The organism is Solidesulfovibrio alcoholivorans DSM 5433 (assembly GCF_000702665.1).
Lineage (GTDB): Bacteria > Desulfobacterota > Desulfovibrionia > Desulfovibrionales > Desulfovibrionaceae > Solidesulfovibrio > Solidesulfovibrio alcoholivorans.
The window spans coordinates 72,769-89,514 of record NZ_JNJA01000010.1 but is presented as its reverse complement, the minus strand read 5'-3'; the positions used below and the strand labels follow the sequence as shown (position 1 = coordinate 89,514).

Annotated in this window: 13 protein-coding genes; 4 read left to right on the top strand and 9 right to left on the bottom strand. The window is 67.6% G+C overall.

Features of this window, described 5'->3' with window-relative positions:
- Positions 1 to 5: 5 nt before the first annotated feature.
- Entirely contained in the window at positions 6 to 1,175 is a 1,170-nt protein-coding gene (locus Q368_RS0116435) for an efflux RND transporter periplasmic adaptor subunit (RefSeq protein WP_029460147.1), read from the bottom strand.
- A gap of 213 nt (positions 1,176 to 1,388) precedes the next feature.
- The gene (locus Q368_RS0116430; RefSeq protein ID WP_052360220.1) at positions 1,389 to 2,993 is read right to left on the bottom strand and encodes an efflux transporter outer membrane subunit; all 1,605 of its coding nucleotides are present in this window, start codon (positions 2,991 to 2,993) and stop codon (positions 1,389 to 1,391) included.
- Between the two features lie 1,437 nt (positions 2,994 to 4,430).
- Between Q368_RS0116430 and Q368_RS0116425 the strand changes: the two genes are divergently transcribed.
- Genes Q368_RS0116425 through cooS form a run of 4 tightly spaced genes read left to right on the top strand, consistent with a single transcriptional unit; the run spans position 4,431 to position 8,968 of the window.
- On the top strand, positions 4,431 to 5,219 hold the full coding sequence (locus Q368_RS0116425) for an ATP-binding protein (protein ID WP_052360219.1): 789 nt from the start codon (positions 4,431 to 4,433) through the stop codon (positions 5,217 to 5,219).
- Between the two features lie 3 nt (positions 5,220 to 5,222).
- Complete coding sequence (locus Q368_RS0116420; RefSeq protein WP_029460144.1) at positions 5,223 to 6,488, top strand: NAD(P)/FAD-dependent oxidoreductase; 1,266 nt, start codon at positions 5,223 to 5,225, stop codon at positions 6,486 to 6,488.
- Between the two features lie 48 nt (positions 6,489 to 6,536).
- Positions 6,537 to 7,070, top strand: coding sequence for a 4Fe-4S dicluster domain-containing protein (locus tag Q368_RS0116415; protein WP_052360218.1), 534 nt, complete (start codon positions 6,537 to 6,539; stop codon positions 7,068 to 7,070).
- Between the two features lie 17 nt (positions 7,071 to 7,087).
- The gene (cooS, locus tag Q368_RS0116410) at positions 7,088 to 8,968 is read left to right on the top strand and encodes an anaerobic carbon-monoxide dehydrogenase catalytic subunit (protein WP_029460142.1); all 1,881 of its coding nucleotides are present in this window, start codon (positions 7,088 to 7,090) and stop codon (positions 8,966 to 8,968) included.
- 115 nt (positions 8,969 to 9,083) lie between these two features.
- Here the strand turns inward: cooS and Q368_RS25835 are convergent, their stop codons facing one another.
- The 7 genes from Q368_RS25835 to lplA form a co-directional block, all read right to left on the bottom strand.
- Positions 9,084 to 9,299 carry a hypothetical protein gene (locus tag Q368_RS25835; RefSeq protein WP_052360217.1) on the bottom strand — a complete coding sequence of 72 codons (216 nt, stop codon included), beginning with the start codon at positions 9,297 to 9,299 and terminating at the stop codon, positions 9,084 to 9,086.
- 564 nt (positions 9,300 to 9,863) lie between these two features.
- Positions 9,864 to 10,976 carry an ABC transporter permease gene (locus tag Q368_RS0116400; protein ID WP_029460140.1) on the bottom strand — a complete coding sequence of 371 codons (1,113 nt, stop codon included), beginning with the start codon at positions 10,974 to 10,976 and terminating at the stop codon, positions 9,864 to 9,866.
- Positions 10,973 to 12,100 carry an ABC transporter permease gene (locus Q368_RS0116395; protein WP_029460139.1) on the bottom strand — a complete coding sequence of 376 codons (1,128 nt, stop codon included), beginning with the start codon at positions 12,098 to 12,100 and terminating at the stop codon, positions 10,973 to 10,975. Before Q368_RS0116395 ends, Q368_RS0116400 begins: the two co-directional genes overlap by 4 nt.
- Positions 12,097 to 13,839 carry an ATP-binding cassette domain-containing protein gene (locus tag Q368_RS0116390; protein ID WP_029460138.1) on the bottom strand — a complete coding sequence of 581 codons (1,743 nt, stop codon included), beginning with the start codon at positions 13,837 to 13,839 and terminating at the stop codon, positions 12,097 to 12,099. The genes Q368_RS0116395 and Q368_RS0116390 overlap by 4 nt, the downstream gene beginning before the upstream one ends.
- Positions 13,836 to 14,837, bottom strand: coding sequence for a secretion protein HlyD (gene hlyD / locus Q368_RS0116385; RefSeq protein ID WP_029460137.1), 1,002 nt, complete (start codon positions 14,835 to 14,837; stop codon positions 13,836 to 13,838). The genes Q368_RS0116390 and hlyD overlap by 4 nt, the downstream gene beginning before the upstream one ends.
- Positions 14,834 to 15,523: a CerR family C-terminal domain-containing protein gene (locus Q368_RS0116380; protein WP_052360216.1), complete on the bottom strand. Its 690-nt coding sequence runs from the start codon at positions 15,521 to 15,523 to the stop codon at positions 14,834 to 14,836. The genes hlyD and Q368_RS0116380 overlap by 4 nt, the downstream gene beginning before the upstream one ends.
- A gap of 199 nt (positions 15,524 to 15,722) precedes the next feature.
- Entirely contained in the window at positions 15,723 to 16,700 is a 978-nt protein-coding gene (gene lplA / locus Q368_RS0116375; protein WP_029460135.1) for a lipoate--protein ligase, read from the bottom strand.
- Between the last annotated feature and the right edge of the window lie 46 nt (positions 16,701 to 16,746).

Genomic DNA, 16,746 nt, shown 5'->3' with positions numbered 1-16,746 from the left:
GGCCCCTAGGGTTTGGCCCCGGCGTCCTTCGCCTTGGGTGCGTCGGGCAGGGGCTCGGCCTTGCCTCCGGGGCGGACCCGCTGCAGGTCGCTGACGATGACCCGCTCGTCGCCGCTGAGCCCTTTGTCCACCACGAGCATGTCGTTCACGGCGAAGCCGATGGTGACCGGGCGTTGCTCCACCACGTTCTGGTCATTTAAAAGCAGGACGAAATGTCCGGTCTGGTCCTGGCCCACGGCCGTGTCCGGCACGAGCAGGCCCGGGCGGTCCTTGAGCGGGATGCGCACCCTGGCGAAAAGCCCGGGCGCGATCTTCTCGTCGGCGTTGGGCAGTTCGGCGCGCAGCAGGATGGTGCCGGTCTTGGGGTCGATACCGAGGCCGTAGTAGTCCAGGGAACCCTTGTAGGGATAGGCGGACGAATCGCTGAAGCCAACCTCCACCGGGATCTTGACGTGCTGGCCCGGGGCGGCCGAACCGTGGCGGCTTGCCTGGAGGCGCAGCAGGTCGCGTTCGCCCAGGGTGAAGTAGACGTACATGGGGTCGTAGCTGATGATGGTGGCGAGGAGCGTTTTCTCGCCGCCGCCGACCAAGTTGCCCACATCCACGTTGCGCCGGCTGACCCGGCCGTCGAAAGGCGCCATGATGCGGGTGTAGCTCAGGTTGATCTCGGCGAGTTCGATCTGCGCCTTGGCGTTTTCCACGCCGGCTTTGTACTGCTCGCGCTGGGCGTCCCACTTGACCACGTCCGTGTCAGGGCCGGCCTTCTCGCGCAACAGGTTTTTCGCCCGTACGTATTCGATCTCGGCCTGGTGCAGCCCGGCCAATTGGCTTTGCAGCCCGGCCTTGGCCTCCAGGACCTTGGCCTCGTAGGGTTCGGGCTGGATGACGAAGAGGAGTTGCCCCTTCTTGACGTCCGCGCCGTCGACGTAGGCCTGCTTGACCAGAAAGCCTTCGATGCGGGCGCGCAAATCGACCGAGTTGACGGCCTGGGTGTTGCCGGTGAACTGCAGGTAGTCCGTCACGTCCCGCTTCTCGGGCCTTGCCACCCGGACCTTGGGCGCGGGCGGCGGCACGTATTCGTTGCGGCTGTTGCAGCCAGACAGGGCGAAAAGGGCCGCCGTGAGGGCGATGCAGGCGGCCAGGGGCAAAACGAGCATTTTGTGGAGCGTGTGCATGGGCAATCCGCCGCGGTGAGGGGTGCGCCGGCCGCCTTGGGCGGACCGCTTTATGGAAATCATCCGTCGCAAGCATGCCGGCGCTGCATCCGGCCTTTCCGGCCGGCCGTACGCCTTCGTCGCGTTCCCCCGACGGCGGGGCGTGCCGGTGGGGAACCCTTGATTGCGAGCGTTTCGTTCGCGGAAAACAGTCCTGCGGCCGCCAGCGCCACGCTACATGTCTGGCGCGTACCACAGGAGGTTGCGCTTTTGCGGGTCCGTGATCTTTTCCGGGTTCTCCCGTATCTGCCTGCCCCACCAAGTGCGCTTTTCCATCTCGCGGCGCACGTCCTCGGGCACGTAGGGCATGCCCTGGCGTACCTCCCAGCCGCCGCCCAGGGCTTTGTAGAGGGCGACGAGGGAAGTCGCGACCTGCCCCTGCGTCTGTACGAGGTCGTTTTGCTGCTTGAGTTGCTGCTGCTGGGCCACGAGCACGGTAGTGTAGTCGGTTTTGCCTTCGCTGTACTGGATGAAGGCCAGTTCCGCCGAGCGTTTGGCCGCGTCGGCCGCCTTGACCAGGGACACCACCTGGGCGCTTGCGCCGATGTACGCGGCCAGGGCGTCTTCCACCTCGCGCAGGGCCGTGAGCACGGTCTGCTGGTACTGGATGAGCAGCTTCTGGAACTTGGCGTCCTGCACGCGCACGTTGTCGATGATGCGGCCGTAGTTGAAGAGGTTCCAGGAAAACTGCGGCGCGAACTGGGCCGTGAAGCCTTTTTGCGACAGCAGTTCGGACAGCTTGAACACGCCGACGTTGCTGGCCAGGAAGCCGATGCTGCCCACGAGGGAGAACGAGGGGAAAAGGTCGGCCTTGGCCACGCCGATCTGCGCGCACTGGGCCATGGCCGCGAATTCCGCGGCGCGCACGTCCGGCCGGCGGCGCAACAGGTCGGCCGGCACGCCGACGGCGATTTCCCACGGCGGCGCGGGAATGCCCTTGGACTCGGACAGGCCTTCCGGCGCCTGGTTCGGCGGCAGGCCGAGCAGCACGGACAGCGCATGCCGGTTCTTCTTGATGGCGCTGACAAAGCCCGGGATGGTGGCCTCGGTGGACAGCAGCATGGTCTTGGCCTGCTGCACGTCGCGTTCGCTGGTCGCGCCGTAGCGGAAACGGGCTTCGGCGATCTTGAGGCCTTCCGATTCCAGCTCCACGTTTTGCCGGGCGATGTCGAGCTGGGCCTGGTTGACGCGCAAATCGAGGTAGGTCCGGGCCACGTCGCCGGCCAGGCTCACCAGGGCGTTGTCGTAGTCGGCGGCCGAGGCCTGCATGGCGGCGTCGGCCGATTCGATATTGCGACGGTATTTGCCCCAGAAATCGAGCTCCCAGGCGGCGCTTAAGGCCACGGAGTTCTGCCAGACCTGGTCCGGGGAGGTGGACTTGGATTCGGTGCTCGGCTGGGGCCAGGTCGGACCGAGGCGGCTTTCCTTGGTGTAGGTGTAGCCGCCGGAGGCTGCCTGGGACTGGGGATAGAGCTCGCCGACGGCGATGCCGAGCTGGGCCCGACCCGCGACGACCCGCAGCCCGGCCACGCGCAGGGGCAGGTTGCTGTCGAAAGCGGTGCGGACGAGCCTCGCGAGCTCGGGGTCGCCGAAGACCTCCCACCACTCGTTTTGCACCGGAAGCCGCGTGGAAAGGCCGTCCGTGCCGTCCTCGCTCCAGCTGTCATAGGTCTGGACGCCGGGCCGCTTGAAATCGGGACCGAGCTTCATGCAGCCGCACAGGCCTACGGCGAGAAAAAACGCCGCGCACAGCCAAAGCCTCTTGGGAATCGCGTTCATGGATGCCGACCCTGTGGCCTTTGCGGCAGGATTGCCCGGAAAATCCCCGTGTCGCCGGGGAGGGCGTTGCGCCTTGGATTGCGCGACTCTGGCCTCGGCTACGAACATGGCGAAATCTGTAATTCGACTATTATACAGAATAGCGGACCTGGCAACATAACGTCAAGTTGCAATATGTCGAATCCGGTCTGGCAGCTGCTGCAGCAGGCCGGATTCGACTCTGTGCCGGCCTGGATTTCTCAAATTTACGTCACACGCCGCGAACTGTGAAAACCATTTTGCTTGCGTTAACGCCCGCACCATCCTGCGAGCACGTGTCGCTTATGCCAGGTGTCGGAAATTGGTGTGGTCGGTTACAGTAGCGCCGGCTGGATCGACCTCCGCGCAAAGTCTTCTGTTCCCCGCCCCGACGCTGAATCGGTGCTGCCGTTTCAATCCACGCTTCCGCGAAGGGGGCGACATGATAGGATCGGCGCGAACCTTCCGGGATTTCCATGACGGTTAGAGGTTCGCACCCGCTTTGGCAAGGCGGCCAGGGAACGTACCCCTCGCGAACGCGAGAGGACCGTGTCCGGCACCTTCGCCGGCGACCGGCAGCGCCCCAACAAGTCTTTTCATCGTGGTCGCGGCTCCGAAAAGAAAACCGACGCCAGCGCCGCCTCGCTTGGGGACGCTCGTGCCGCATCATTGAAGAGGCGAACAATACCGGCAACATTCTTACGGGACGCCATGCTGGCGTCCGCGTCCGCTTGGGCCGCAACGTCCAGACCGCCCTGGCCTCCGACACGCCGCCCATGCGCCTGCCGGCTGAGCCGACGGCAGCGCGAGGGCTTTCAAAAAGGCCCGGAGGACCACAGCGCACGGATGCACAACGGGTCCGAGGAAGGGATGGTTGCCTTGCTGCCTGTAACCGAACAGCAAAAAAAGGAAATCGACCCCAGCAGCATGGCGGGCGCTTGCCCGTTGCGGCATCGGGCGAGTTCCCGGTTCATGGGTTTGCATCATATCGGCTCGGACGGAAGCATGGCCGGGAAAACATGTTGTTTTTTTGGACAGGCGCGATATTGAGATGAAAAAGTCCCAGAGGCGGCCTCGAGCCGGTCGTGATCTGGAATTGGGGGAGGGAGGACTTGTCTGGCGCCAAAACGGGATGTCCCTGGAAAGGATATCCTCTTTGGCTCCATCCTGCCGCGCCTGCCTGAGCCGTCGCCAGTATTTTTTATCATCGGACATTTTCTTTCGGGTTTTGTCGGCTAGCCGACAGCCACGGGTCCTTTGACAGGATAAAAATAAATATGGCGGGCATGCTGTCCCGCCATTGCCCCGGGAAAGAGCCGGACGACAGGCGGACTGCCAACGGCTCGGACAGGTGCTGTCCGCCTGTTTCCTCTGCCGGCAGCGGTGGATCGTCTTTCACAGACTGCGCTGGAGGCTGCCATGAAATTTGCCGTGGCGGGAAAGGGTGGGGTGGGCAAGACCACGCTCACGGCGTGGCTGGGCGATTATCTCGCCCGCCAGGGCCAAAGCCCTTGGCTGGTGGACGCCGATACCGCGCTTTCCCTGGGCGCGGCCTTGGGCCTTCCCGCAGACGCGTTGCCTATGCCCCTCATTGAGGACGAGGCGCTCATCCGCGAGCGCGTCGGCAAGGGATTTATCAATTTAAATCCCCATGTTTCCGATCTTCCCGAGAGGCTGCGGGTGCGCCTTGGCAACATCAGCCTGCTCGTCATGGGCTCGGTCGCCGGCGCGGGCGGCGGCTGCGCCTGCGAGGCCAACGCCCTGCTCAAGTCGCTGCTCGCCCATCTGCTGCTCGATCGCGACCAGTGCCTGCTCGTGGACCTCGAAGCCGGGGTGGAGCATCTGGGGCGCGGCACCGTGGCGGCCGTGGACGGGCTGATCGTGACCGCCGAGCCGAGCTGGCGCAGCCTGACCGTTGCGGGGCAGGTGGCGACCATGGCCGCCGCGCTGGGGCTGACGCGCCAGGTTCTGGTGCTCAACCGGGCGCAACCGCCCCTCACGCTGCCGGCAATCGCCGGACTGCCGCCCCTGGCGGCCATGATTCCGCCGCTTTCCAGCCTGGCCGCGCGCCAGCTGGCCTCGCCGTCCGTGCTGGGCCTGCCCCAGCACGACATCGTTGACCGGATTTGCCGTGACATCCTGTGCGCCCTGCAGGCGCGCGTCGTCCCCGAAGCGGAGGGGGGCATTCAACCTGCATCGCCGAGGTGACCCATGCGTTATGTCGTCGTCGGACTGCACGCGGCGGGCCGCAGCGCCTGCATGTGGCTGCGCAAGGCGGACAAGGCCGCCGAGATCGTCGGCCTCGACCCGTCGCCCCTGCCGGTCTATTCCCGGCCGCTGATCAGCTACGTCTTGGCCGGGGAAATGGCGTCACGGGACATGGTGGTGGCCGGGGACAAGTTTTGGAGGGAGCAGGGCGTCACCGTCCTCGGGGACCGCGCCGTCGCCCTCGATCCCGCGCGGGCGAGCCTGCAACTGGCCTCGGGCGGGTCCCTGTCCTACGACCGGCTGCTTCTGGCCTGCGGCGCGCGGCCGCGGCCGGCGGGACTCGCCGGCCCCCTGGCCGGGCAGGTCTGTTATTTCCGGGGCCGGCGCGACCTGGAACGCATCCTGGACCGCGTCAGGCCCGGCGGCGCGGCCGCGGTGCTCGGCGGCGGGCTGGTGGGTTTCAAGCTGACCATGGGCCTTCTCAAGCGCGGCATGCGCGTCGCCCTGATCGTGACCTCGCCGCGCCCCCTGTCCCTCAATGTCGATGCCCATGTCGGCAACTGGGTGGGCGAGCGGCTCCAAAATACGCCCGGCGTGACCCTTCTGACGTCCACCTCGGTGACGCGCGTGGAAGCCGGGACCGGCACGGCGCTGCGGCTGGACCTCGACACGGGGCAAAGCCTGGAAGTCGATCTCGTCGCCGTCGGCAAGGGCGTCGTCCCCGAGACCGGCTGGCTTTCCGGCAGCGGCCTGGAGTGCGATTACGGCGTCGTGACCGACCAGTACCTGCGCACCGCGGACGACCGCGTGTATGCCGCCGGGGACCTGGCCCAGGCCCCGGACCTGATCCACGGGGACCGGCGCGTCAACGCCATCTGGCCCGTGGCCGTGGAGCAGGGCCGGGTGGCGGCCATGAACATGGCCGGCGTCAGGGCGGCCTACGGCGGCAGCATGGCCATGAACGCCATCCCCGTCTTCGGCTCGAAAATGATTTCCGTGGGCGTGGTCAACCCGTCCCTGACCAAGGGCTGCGACGAGGTCACGGCCCAGGGCACGGGGAGCGGCTATCTCAAACTGGTCTTTCGCGAGGAGCGGCTCATCGGCGCGGTGGGCCTCGACGCGCCGCCCCGCCTGGGCGAACTGGCCTTCGCCATCCGGCGCGGCATGCGCCGCCGCGACATCCCTTCCTGGTGGCTCGACAACCCGAAACGGGCGGCCCCCCTGGCCGCCCCCGGCGGTTTCCTGGCCCGAAACGCACGGCTGGCCTGAGCCCTTGCGGGTATCGCGGCAGCCCATCGACCTGCAAATGGAGGGTCTATGATCCGAAAAACCGTTATTGTCCGGCCCGAACGCTGCGTGGGCTGCATGCAGTGCATGATCCGCTGCGCCGAGGCCCATTCGCAGTCCAAGGCCCTGGGTACGGCCATCCGCGAGGCGATCCTGGCCAAGCCGCGCATCCACCTTGGCGTGGGGCCCGAGGGACGGCCCTTTCCCAACAAGTGCCGTCACTGCGAACCCGCGCCCTGCCAGGAAGCCTGCATGCCCTGGGCCATCCGCGACGACATCGCCGCGGGGCTCAAGATCGTCGATCCGACCCGGTGCATCGGCTGCGGCATGTGCGCCATGTCCTGCCCCTATTACGTCATCCGCTTCCACCGGGACGCGGGCGCGCCGGAACGCCCGGGCGTGGCCGTCAAGTGCGACGGCTGCCACGAGCGCGTGGCCGCAGGCGACGTCCCGGCCTGCGTGACGGCCTGCAAAACGGGGGCGCTCGCGTTTGAAGAGGTCAATCTCTACCTCAAGGAAGGCACGAACAGGTTGGCCAACGCCGTCTATGGCGTGCGGATCTGACCGGCATGGGAGGAAACATGGCTAAACAGGATTTGCACGCGTATTCCATCTGCGAGGACGCCCAGGCGATGCTCGCCAAGGCGCAAAAAGACGGCGTCGAAACGGTCTGGGACCGCCTCAAGGCCCAGCAGCCCCAATGCGGTTTCTGCGAACTGGGTCTGTCCTGCCGCAACTGCGTCATGGGCCCCTGCCGCATCGATCCCTTCGGCGACGGCCCCCAGCGCGGCATCTGCGGCGCGGACGCGGACGTCATCGTGGCCCGCAATTTCGGCCGCATGGTGGCCGCCGGCGCGGCCGCCCATTCCGACCACGGCCGTGACCTCGTGGAGACATTGCTCGCCATCGGCGAAGGCGCGACCACCGATTACGCCATCCGGGACGAAGCCAAGCTGCGCCGCATCGCCGAGGAAGTCGGCCTGGACGTGGCCGGCAAGGACGTCAAGGAGGTGGCCCTGGCCCTGGCCGAGCAGTTCTACGGGGATTTCGGCAGCCGGCGCGGCTCCGTGTCCTTCATCGACAGGGTCCCGGCCAAGCGCCGCGAACTTTGGAAAGCCCTCGACATCACCCCGCGCGGCATCGACCGCGACGTGGTGGAAATGATGCACCGCACGCACATGGGCGTGGACAACGACGCGGTCAACATCTGCCTGCACGCGGCGCGGCTTTCCCTGGCCGACGGCTGGGCCGGCTCCATGATCGCAACCGAACTCTCCGACGTGATCTTCGGCACGCCGACGCCGCGGCCGTCCAAGGTCAACCTCGGCGTGCTCAAGGAAGACCACGTCAACATCCTCGTCCACGGCCACAGCCCCATCGTCTCGGAGATGATCCTGGCCGCCGTGCGCGATCCGGCGCTCGTGGCCAGGGCCAAGGCCGCCGGCGCGGCCGGCATCAACCTGGCGGGGCTTTGCTGCACGGGCAACGAGCTGCTCATGCGCCAGGGCATTCCCATGGCCGGCAACCACCTCATGACCGAACTGGCCCTGGTCACCGGCGCGGTGGAAGTCATCGTGGTGGACTACCAGTGCATCATGCCGAGCCTGGTCACCGTGGCCGGCTGCTACCACAGCTGCATCGTCACCACCTCGCCCAAGGCCAAGTTCACCGGCGCGACGCACATCGCCTTCGACATGCAAAACGCCAGACAGCAGGCCGCCGCTGTGGTGGAACTGGCCATCGAACGCTACAAGGAGCGCGATCCCGCCCGGGTGGACATCCCCGTCGCACCCGTGGACATCGTGTCCGGCTTTTCCAACGAGGCGGTGCTCGCGGCGCTTGGCGGCACGGCCGCCCCGCTCATCGACGCGATCAAGGCCGGCAAGATACGCGGCGCGGTGGGCATCGTCGGCTGCAACAATCCCAAGGTGAAGCACGACTACCAGAACGTCCATCTGATCCGCGAGTGCATCAAGCGCGACCTGCTCGTCCTGGTCACGGGCTGCGTGACGGTCTCCGCCGGCAAGCAGGGGCTGCTGGTGCCCGGGGCCGCCGACATGGCCGGTCCGGGCCTGTCCGAGGTTTGCAAGGCGCTTGGCATCCCGCCGGTGCTGCACGTGGGCAGTTGCGTGGACAACTCCCGGATCCTGCAGCTGTGCGGCATGCTGGCCACGGCCCTTGGCGTGGATATCGCCGACCTGCCCGTGGCCGCCGCCGCCCCGGAATGGTATTCCGAGAAAGCCGCCACCATCGGCCTGTACGCCGTGGCCAGCGGCATCTTCACGGTGCTCGGCGTGGAGCCGCCGATCCTCGGCAGCAAGACCGTGACGGACCTGGCGCTGTCCGGCCTGGAAGGCGTCGTCGGCGCGAGCTTTGCCGTGGAAGGCGACCCGGTCAAGGCCGCCGACCTGATCGACACCCGCATCCGCACCAAGCGACAGGCCCTGGGACTGACGCCCTAGGCGGCGGTCACGCCGGGAACATGTCCTTGCAAGGGCCCGCGCCGCGCGCACGGGCCCTTTTTTCGTGCGGCGAACCGGGGCGGAGGACGTTTTGCCGCGCGCCGAACTGGCGCGCTCAGGGGGTCAGGACGCAGGAGGCATCCTGTTCCGCGAGAAAGGCCGCGTGGTCGTGCTCCAGGTACAGGCTGGAGAACAGATACGCTTCCCCGCTGGACGTCGTGGTGGAGGCGATGTCCCGAAACGCCGGATCGGCGGCCATGGCCGCAAGGACCGCCGCGAGGGTTTCCAGGGCCAGGTCGAACGGCGGCGCTATAAAGAGCTCCAGGGGCACGGGCCGCTGGTACTCCCGGGAGTGCGACCGGATCTCTCTGCGGGGCGTCCTCGCCGAGGCCCATGAAGGCCATGCCGGAGAGCGCGCAGACGGACAGCTTGAGAAAGCCCCGGCGGGACAGCTCGACCTCCCAGCCGGAGGCCTTTGCCGCCCGTTCGATCCCTTCCGACGAGATGCCACGGAATCTCTGCCTGTCGTGCCTCCCGCAACGAGCACTTCGGTCACGGGGACCGGAAAAAACGCTACGGCGTGATGGGCCTTGCCGTGTTCATAAAGCGCTTTTCCGCGGCCGTCCACGGCGCGTCGCGGCAGGGGGAGAGCGCCTTTGCCCGGCCCGCTCCCGGAGGGAGAGCACCGCCTTCTTGCGCAGATCGGCGGCACGTAGCGGACGAAGCACGGCTGGTCCGGAGCCAGGCGTTGCGGCGGTTCCCGGAGGCGATGGCTTCGTCGGACATGGCCGTGGTCAGGTTCCGGTGGAAGCGGTGCGGTGGGCGCGGCCTTGCATCGGCCTTGGTGGCCGCAAAGACGGGCCTTGCGCGATTTGCGGCGCCGCGCGTTTCGGCCTCAGTCGAGGCCCCGCCGGAAAAACCAGCCCGCCAGCGCCAGGGTGACGACGGCGATGGGCGCAAGGGGCCAGACCGTGTCCAGGGCCATGTCGAAAGGCATGCCCTTGAGCATGATGCCGCGCACGGCCGCGAGAAAGTGGCGCATGGGGTTGGCCAGGGAGAGGATCTGGAGCGCCTGGGGCATGGTTTCGAGCGGCGTGGCGAAACCCGAGAGCAGCGTGGCCGGGATCATGAACGTGAACGTGCCGAGGATCGCCTGCTGCTGCGTGTTGCAAAGCGACGAGATGAAAAGCCCGAACCCCACCACGGAAAAGAGGTAGAGCACCATGCAGAACGCAAGCGTCATAAGCGACCCGTGGCAGGGGATACGGAAAAGCAGGATGGCCGCCGCCACGATGGCGACGCTCTCGACGATGCCGAGGATCATGGCCGGCAGGGTCTTGCCGACGAGGATCTCCCAGGGCGAAAGCGGCGACACGAGCAGCTGGTCGAAGGTGCCGAGCTCGCGTTCCCGGGCCACGGAGAGCGAGGTGACCACGAGCCCCACGATCATGCTGAGCATGCCGATGAGGTTCGGCACCGTGAACCAGAGATAGTCGAGGTTCGGGTTGAACCAGTTGCGGGCGACGAGCGTCGCGGGCAGGCCCGTCAGGCCGCGCTTAGCGTAGAGGTCGTCGTTGTACTGTTTGACGACGAACTGGGCGTAGCCCTCCACGATCTGGGCGGCGTTGCTGCGCCTGCCGTCGAGGAGCAGCTGCGCCGTGGCCTGGCGGCCGGCGGCCACGTCGCGCGAGAAGTTTTCGTCAAGGACCAGCACGGCCATGGCCCGCTCGTTTTCGAGCGTCGGGGCCACCTGCCCCTGGCCGGCGAGGGCAAAGACCCTGGTGAAGTAGGGCGAGCCGGAAAAGCGTTGCGCCAGTTCCACGGCGGCCTTGCCGCCGTCCTTGTCGAGCACGGCGAGCGAGACGTTTTTCACTTCGAGGGTGGCGGCGAACGCGAAGATGCCCAGTTGCAGGATGGGCGGCATGAAAAGGGCGATGCGGCTTTTTTTGTCGCGAAGCACGGCCAGCAGCTCCTTGACGACCAGGGAACGGATGCGCGCAATGTTCATGACAGGGTCCGGCTCGAATTCCTGAAGGTGAGGCCGAACATGACGGCGGCGATGACGGCCATGCCGGCCATGTTGGGCACGAGCAGCGCCCAGGCGTCCCCGACCAGGAACAGGGTCTTGAGGCACGACACGTAGTAGCGCGCCGCGATGCAGTGCGAGAGCCATTCGACGGGCAGGGGCATGCTCGAGGGCTCGAACACGTAGCCGGACAGGAAATACGCCGGCAGAAACGCGGTGATGATCGCGGCCTGGGAGGCCACGAACTGGCTGTTGGAGAGCGAGGAGATCAGAAGCCCGAGCCCCAGTGCCGAAAGCATGAAGACCGAGGACACCACCGCGAGCGCGAAGGTCGAGCCGCGAAACGGGACGCGGAAAACGGCGAGCGTGATGCCAAGGCACAGGAACATGGCCATCATGCCGAGCAGGAAATAGGGCAGCAGCTTGCCGAGCAGCATCTCGAACCGCCCCACGGGTGTCGCGAGCATGGCCTCCATGGTGCCGCGCTCCCATTCCCGGGCCACGACCAGGGCCGTGAGCAGCGCCCCGATCAGCGTGAGGTTGATGGCCATGCCGCCGGGCAGCAGGCTGTTGAGGCTGACCAGTTCCTGGTTGTACCACGTGCGCGGCGCAAGGCGCACGGGCTCGGTCGCGCTTGTCCCCTGCTCCCGCGCCCGACGCTCCATCCAGGCCTGCCAGACGCCCATGGCGTAGTTCTGGAGGAAGGTCGCCGTGTTGGGGACGGAGCCGTCGGCGATGACCTGGAAGGGGACCGTGACGTCGGCGCGCGCCAGGTCCCGGCTGAAGGTCTGGGGGATGACCACCAGCCCGTAGAGGTCGCCGCGCGTCAGGGCGTCGGTGAACTCGCGCCGGTCATCGCCCTGGCGCACGTCGAAGTATTTCGTGGCCGCAAAAGAGGCCGCCAGGCCCCGGGCGGCTGGGGAGTGGTCCTCCAGGGCCAGGCCGATGGCGATGTGTTCGATGTCCAGGTTGGTCGAGTAGCCGGAAAGCAGCGTCAGGAAGACCGGCAGGATGAGGCCGATCAGGATGGACGAGGGGTCGCGCACGATTTGCAGGGATTCCTTGGCCATGATCGCGCGCAGGCGGCGCAGGGACAGGGCGCTCATGCCGCCGCCCCCGAAGGTTCTTCCCGGTCGCTTCGCGCAACCAGCGCGATGAAGGCTTGCTCCAGGCTCGGGTCTGGCGTCTCCGGAGTTCGTACCTCGTCCTTGAGGGCGTCGGGCGAGCCGATGGCGATGACCGCGCCGCGGTAGACCAGGGCGATGCGGTCGCAGTATTCGGCCTCGTCCATGAAGTGGGTCGTGATCATGATCGTGACGCCGCGCTCGACCATGCCGTTGATGTGCGTCCAGAATTCGCGCCGGGTGATGGGATCGACGCCGGAGGTCGGCTCGTCGAGGAAGAGCACGGCGGGTTCGTGCATCACCGCGCAGGCCAGGGCCAGGCGCTGCTTGAACCCCAGGGGGAGCGTGTCGGCCGAGGCCGCAAGGTGCGGCCCCAGCGCGAAGATGTCGATCATGCCTTCGATGGCCGCCTTGCGCCGCGCGCCGGAGAGGCCGTAGATGCCGGAAAAAAATTCCAGGTTCTGGCGGCAGCTCAGCGTGCCGTAGAGCGAAAATTTTTGCGACATGTAGCCGATGCGCGCCCTGGCCGCGCCCGGGCTTTTCCCCAGCGCAAGGCCGTCTACGAGGGCCTGGCCGGCGCTCGGTTTGAGCAGCCCGCACATCATTTTGAACGTGGTGGATTTGCCCGCGCCGTTCGGGCCGAGCAGGCCGAAGATCTCGCCCTGGCGGATGGCGAAGCTGATGTCGCTGGCCGCGGTGAACGCGCCGAAGCGTTTGGTCAGGTCCCTGGCCTCGACCACGGCCGTGCGGCGCGGCGTTTTCGGCTCCATATGTTGGGCCAGGGCCGAGACGCCGCCCGGGCCGCCGCCGAGAATGTCCAGGAAGGCGTCCTCGAACCGGGGGGGCACGGGCACGAGCGCCGCTTCCGGGCCGGCTTTCAGGGCGTCCAGGTCGATGGGCGCGGCGTCCTTCGCGGCGACGAGGCGCACGTGGCGTCCCTGGATCACACCGTCGAGGACGCCTTGTTGCCCCAGGGCCCGGCGCAGCACGGCCCGGCGGTTGTCCGCGATGCCCCGGACCTGGAAGACGCGGCCGTCCACCCGGGAAGTGAGCGCCCCGGGCGCGCCGTCAAAGAGCATGTGCCCTGCGGCGAAAAGCAGCACATGGTCGCAGGCCTCGGCCTCGTCGAGATACGACGTGCTCCAGAGCACGCCGATGCCGTCGTCGGCCAGGGCGCGCACCATGCGCCAGAGCTCGCGTCGTGAAATGGGGTCCACGCCGACGCTCGGTTCGTCGAGCAGCAGCAGTTCCGGCCGGCGGATCATGGCGCAGGCCAGGCCGAGCTTCTGCTTCATGCCGCCGGAAAGCCGGCCGGCCAGGCGCTTCGTGAAGGGCGTAAGCCCGGTGAAGCCGAGCAGGCGCGCAAACGTCGCGGCGCGCTCGGCGTCAGGCAGGCCGCGTACGGCGGCGTAGAGCCGCAGGTTTTCGATGACGCTCAGGTCTTCGTAGAGGCCGAACTTCTGCGGCATGTAGCCGATGCGCGCATGGATGGCGTCGGCCTGGGTCACGGGATCGCGGCCAAGTACCGTGAGCGTGCCCCGGGTCGGGTGGAGCAGGCCGGCCAGGAGTCGGATGAAGGTCGTCTTGCCCGCGCCGTCGGGGCCGATCAGCCCCGTGACCATGCCGGCGGGAATGGCCGCCGTGATGGCGTCGAGAGCGGGCGGCCCGCTTGCGCCAAAGCGCATGGTCAGCGCCGCGACCGTGGCCAGGGGCGGGTTCATCGCGCGTCCTTCACTGTGGCGGGAAGCTCCGGCAGGACGGTGACGGGCATGCCCTGGCGCAACCCGTCGTCCGGGTTGTCGATGAGGATGCGCAGCCGGTAGACGAGGTCCGTGCGCAGCGCTTCGGTTTCCACGTTTTTGGGCGTGAATTCGGCCACGGGCGAAATGAAGCCCACGCGTCCGGCATAGGGTTTGCCCGGCTGCGAGTCGGTGAAGACCCGCATGGGCATGCCGAGGCTCACCTTGCCGAGCGACGGCTCCGGCACGTAGGCCCGCACCCAGACCGGCTTGTCGAGGGACACCACGAGCACCGTGACCCCGGCCGCGACCACGGCTCCCGGCTCGCGCACGCGCGACAGGACGCGGCCGCCCGCCGGGCAGACGATGCGGGTGTCGGCAAGGTCCGTTTCGGCCGTGTCCACGGAGGCCTGGGCGGAGCGGTACGACGCCTCGGCCGCGGCCACGTCCTCGACCCGGAAGCCGGCGAGCTGGAGCGCCAGGGCCTTGCGCGCCTTGTCCAGTTGCGCGCGCAGTGAATCGCGGCTGTAGCCGGCCGATTCGCTCTCCTCCACGGAGACGGCCTTGTCGCTGAGCAGGGTCTTGCGCCGGCGCGCCAGGCGGGCGGCGTTTTCCACCTCGGCCTCGAGCCGGGCGACTTCGGCCCGGGCCTGGGCGATGTCCTCGCTGCGGGAGCCGGCATGGTGCTTGTTCATGTCGGCCAGGGCCACGTCGCGTTCGGCCTTGGCCTTGGCCAGGGCGTCCTCGTACGGCTGCGCGTCCAGTGTGGCCAGCACGTCGCCGACCGTGACGCGGTCCCCTTCGTCCACGCGCACGGCCGCGATCTTGCCGGGCACGCGAAAGGAAAGCTCCACCTGGCGGATGTCCACGTTGCCGAAGAGCTTGAGGCCCGGGGCGCGCTGCCCGTTGTGGCGCGCCGCGTACCAGCCGACGGCGCAGGCGGCGAGCGCCGCGACGATGACGATGTATTTCCTGGTCATGGCATGCCTCGCGTGCCTGCCGCCGTGGAACCCGCGACGAACGCTTCCGCCTGCCGGATGCAGGACTCGACGAGCGCGTGCAGGTGTTCGTCGGTGAGGCGGTCGCTTTGCAGCAGGTGCAGGAGACTGGGCAGTCCGATGCGGAAGATGAATATCTGCCCGAGCATCGCCATGGCGCGCAGGTGCAGTTCCAGGGAGCCGGGGGCAAGCGCCGTCAGACGGCCGAGAAGCGCGGACAGGGCGGCGTGGATGTGCAGGAGAAAGCCGTTGTGAAGGAAGTCGAAACCCTGCGTGGGCGCGATTTGTTCCTGGAGGAGAATCTGCGTGCCCGAACCCGACTGCGCGTCCCGGAGCATGGTCGTCGTCAGTGTCCGCACCAGCTCCCGCAGGTGCGTAAGGAGCGTTTCGCGGTCCGTCGCGGCGTCGTCGCAGGCCGCCTGCGCCCGGCGCAGGCAGGGGCCGATCTCCGTAAGCTTGCTGGCGACAATGTGTTCCAGCACGGCGCGGTACAGCCCTTCCTTGCCGCCGAAATGGTAGGGGATGGCCGCGAGATTCGCCTGCGCCTCCCTGGCCAGGGCACGGGTGGTCGTGGCCTCGAGCCCGTGCCGGCCGAAAAGGAGCAGGCCGGCTTCAATGAGCCGTTGCCGGGTGTCATTGTCCTTGGGTTGTGCCTGGCTGCGCGGCATGTCCGCCCCCCCGGAATGATGCGATTCATTCGTATGAATGAATCCTTTTCCCGGTTTCGTCAACTCCCGGCCGCGGGCATGGCCGCTTCCGGCGACGAAACGCGCAAAGTCGAGCCGGCGGACAGCACGGCTTGGCGCAAAGGGGCGGAGGGAACCGCGACGGGCGCAGGCGGGGGGCGAAACGCGGCGGTGCGCGGGGCTAGAAAAAGCTCGCCACGAGCGTCGCGGCGTCGATGCCGTGCATGTATTCTTCCAGGGCGATGCCGGCAAGGCGTGCGGCCAGGGCCTCGGGCGCATGGCGGCAGCCGACGAGCCGGGCCTCGAGGGCGGCGACGTCACGCGCGCCGAAGTACTCGCCGTAAAAGCGCAGGGCGGTGATGACGCCTTGCGTGACGTCGCAGTGCGTTTCCAGCATGCCGCCCGGCGTGCGCACGGCCCTGGCGAAGGCGTAGTGCGGCGAGCGCCCGAAGTTCCAGGCATAGGTGCGGTATTTGCCGTCGGCCAGCCGGGCCACTGCCTCTTCCTCTTCGGGCGCAAGCGGTAGTGCGTCCTCCCCGCGTCCGCCGGACACGTGGTCGAAAACGGCCCGCATGAACGCTTCGACGCGCATGGGGACCGGCAGCCAGGCGCTGATGTTGGTCACGCGCCGCGCCACGCTCTTGACGGCCTTGTCCTGGTACTTGAGCGGGTTGATGCGCAGCGCTTCGGAAAGGTCGGTGATGGAGGCGGAAAAGAGCAGGGTGCCGTGGTGCAGCACGCGGTTGCCGTGCATGCACTGCGCGTTGCCGGAAATCTTTTTGCCGTCGATGGACAGGTCGTTGCGGCCGTCGAAGCGGCACGTGACCCCGAGCGCGGCCAGGGCCTCGATGACGGGGGCGGTGAAGCGCCGGAAATCCAGCTGTCCGCCCGGGGGCCGGCTGCCGATGCAGGTGAAGTTGACGTTGCCGAGGTCGTGGAAGACCGCGCCGCCGCCGGTCAGGCGCCGGACCACGGGAATGCCGTGCGCCTGCACGTAGGCCTCGTTGATTTCCGCGCGCGTGTTCTGGTTGCGCCCGACGATGATGGAAGGCGCGTTGCGCCAGAGCATGAACACGTCGCCCTGCCCGTGGCGGAGCAGCCATTCTTCCGTGGCCAGGTTGACGGCGGGGTCCGTGCTTGTCAGGAGCAGGTATCGCATGCGGTGCGCCAAGGGGGTTGCGCGTTGCCGGGACAGGCAGGGGACG

Excerpts from the sequence above, each read along its gene's own strand:
- Q368_RS0116435 (WP_029460147.1), bottom strand. The coding sequence starts at position 1,175 with ATGCACACGCTCCACAAAATGCTCGTTTTGCCCCTGGCCGCCTGCATC.
- Q368_RS0116430 (WP_052360220.1), bottom strand. The coding sequence starts at position 2,993 with ATGAACGCGATTCCCAAGAGGCTTTGGCTGTGCGCGGCGTTTTTTCTC.
- Q368_RS0116425 (WP_052360219.1), top strand. The coding sequence starts at position 4,431 with ATGAAATTTGCCGTGGCGGGAAAGGGTGGGGTGGGCAAGACCACGCTC.
- Q368_RS0116420 (WP_029460144.1), top strand. The coding sequence starts at position 5,223 with ATGCGTTATGTCGTCGTCGGACTGCACGCGGCGGGCCGCAGCGCCTGC.
- Q368_RS0116415 (WP_052360218.1), top strand. The coding sequence starts at position 6,537 with ATGATCCGAAAAACCGTTATTGTCCGGCCCGAACGCTGCGTGGGCTGC.
- cooS (WP_029460142.1), top strand. The coding sequence starts at position 7,088 with ATGGCTAAACAGGATTTGCACGCGTATTCCATCTGCGAGGACGCCCAG.
- Q368_RS0116400 (WP_029460140.1), bottom strand. The coding sequence starts at position 10,976 with ATGAACATTGCGCGCATCCGTTCCCTGGTCGTCAAGGAGCTGCTGGCC.
- Q368_RS0116395 (WP_029460139.1), bottom strand. The coding sequence starts at position 12,100 with ATGAGCGCCCTGTCCCTGCGCCGCCTGCGCGCGATCATGGCCAAGGAA.
- Q368_RS0116390 (WP_029460138.1), bottom strand. The coding sequence starts at position 13,839 with ATGAACCCGCCCCTGGCCACGGTCGCGGCGCTGACCATGCGCTTTGGC.
- hlyD (WP_029460137.1), bottom strand. The coding sequence starts at position 14,837 with ATGACCAGGAAATACATCGTCATCGTCGCGGCGCTCGCCGCCTGCGCC.
- Q368_RS0116380 (WP_052360216.1), bottom strand. The coding sequence starts at position 15,523 with ATGCCGCGCAGCCAGGCACAACCCAAGGACAATGACACCCGGCAACGG.
- lplA (WP_029460135.1), bottom strand. The coding sequence starts at position 16,700 with ATGCGATACCTGCTCCTGACAAGCACGGACCCCGCCGTCAACCTGGCC.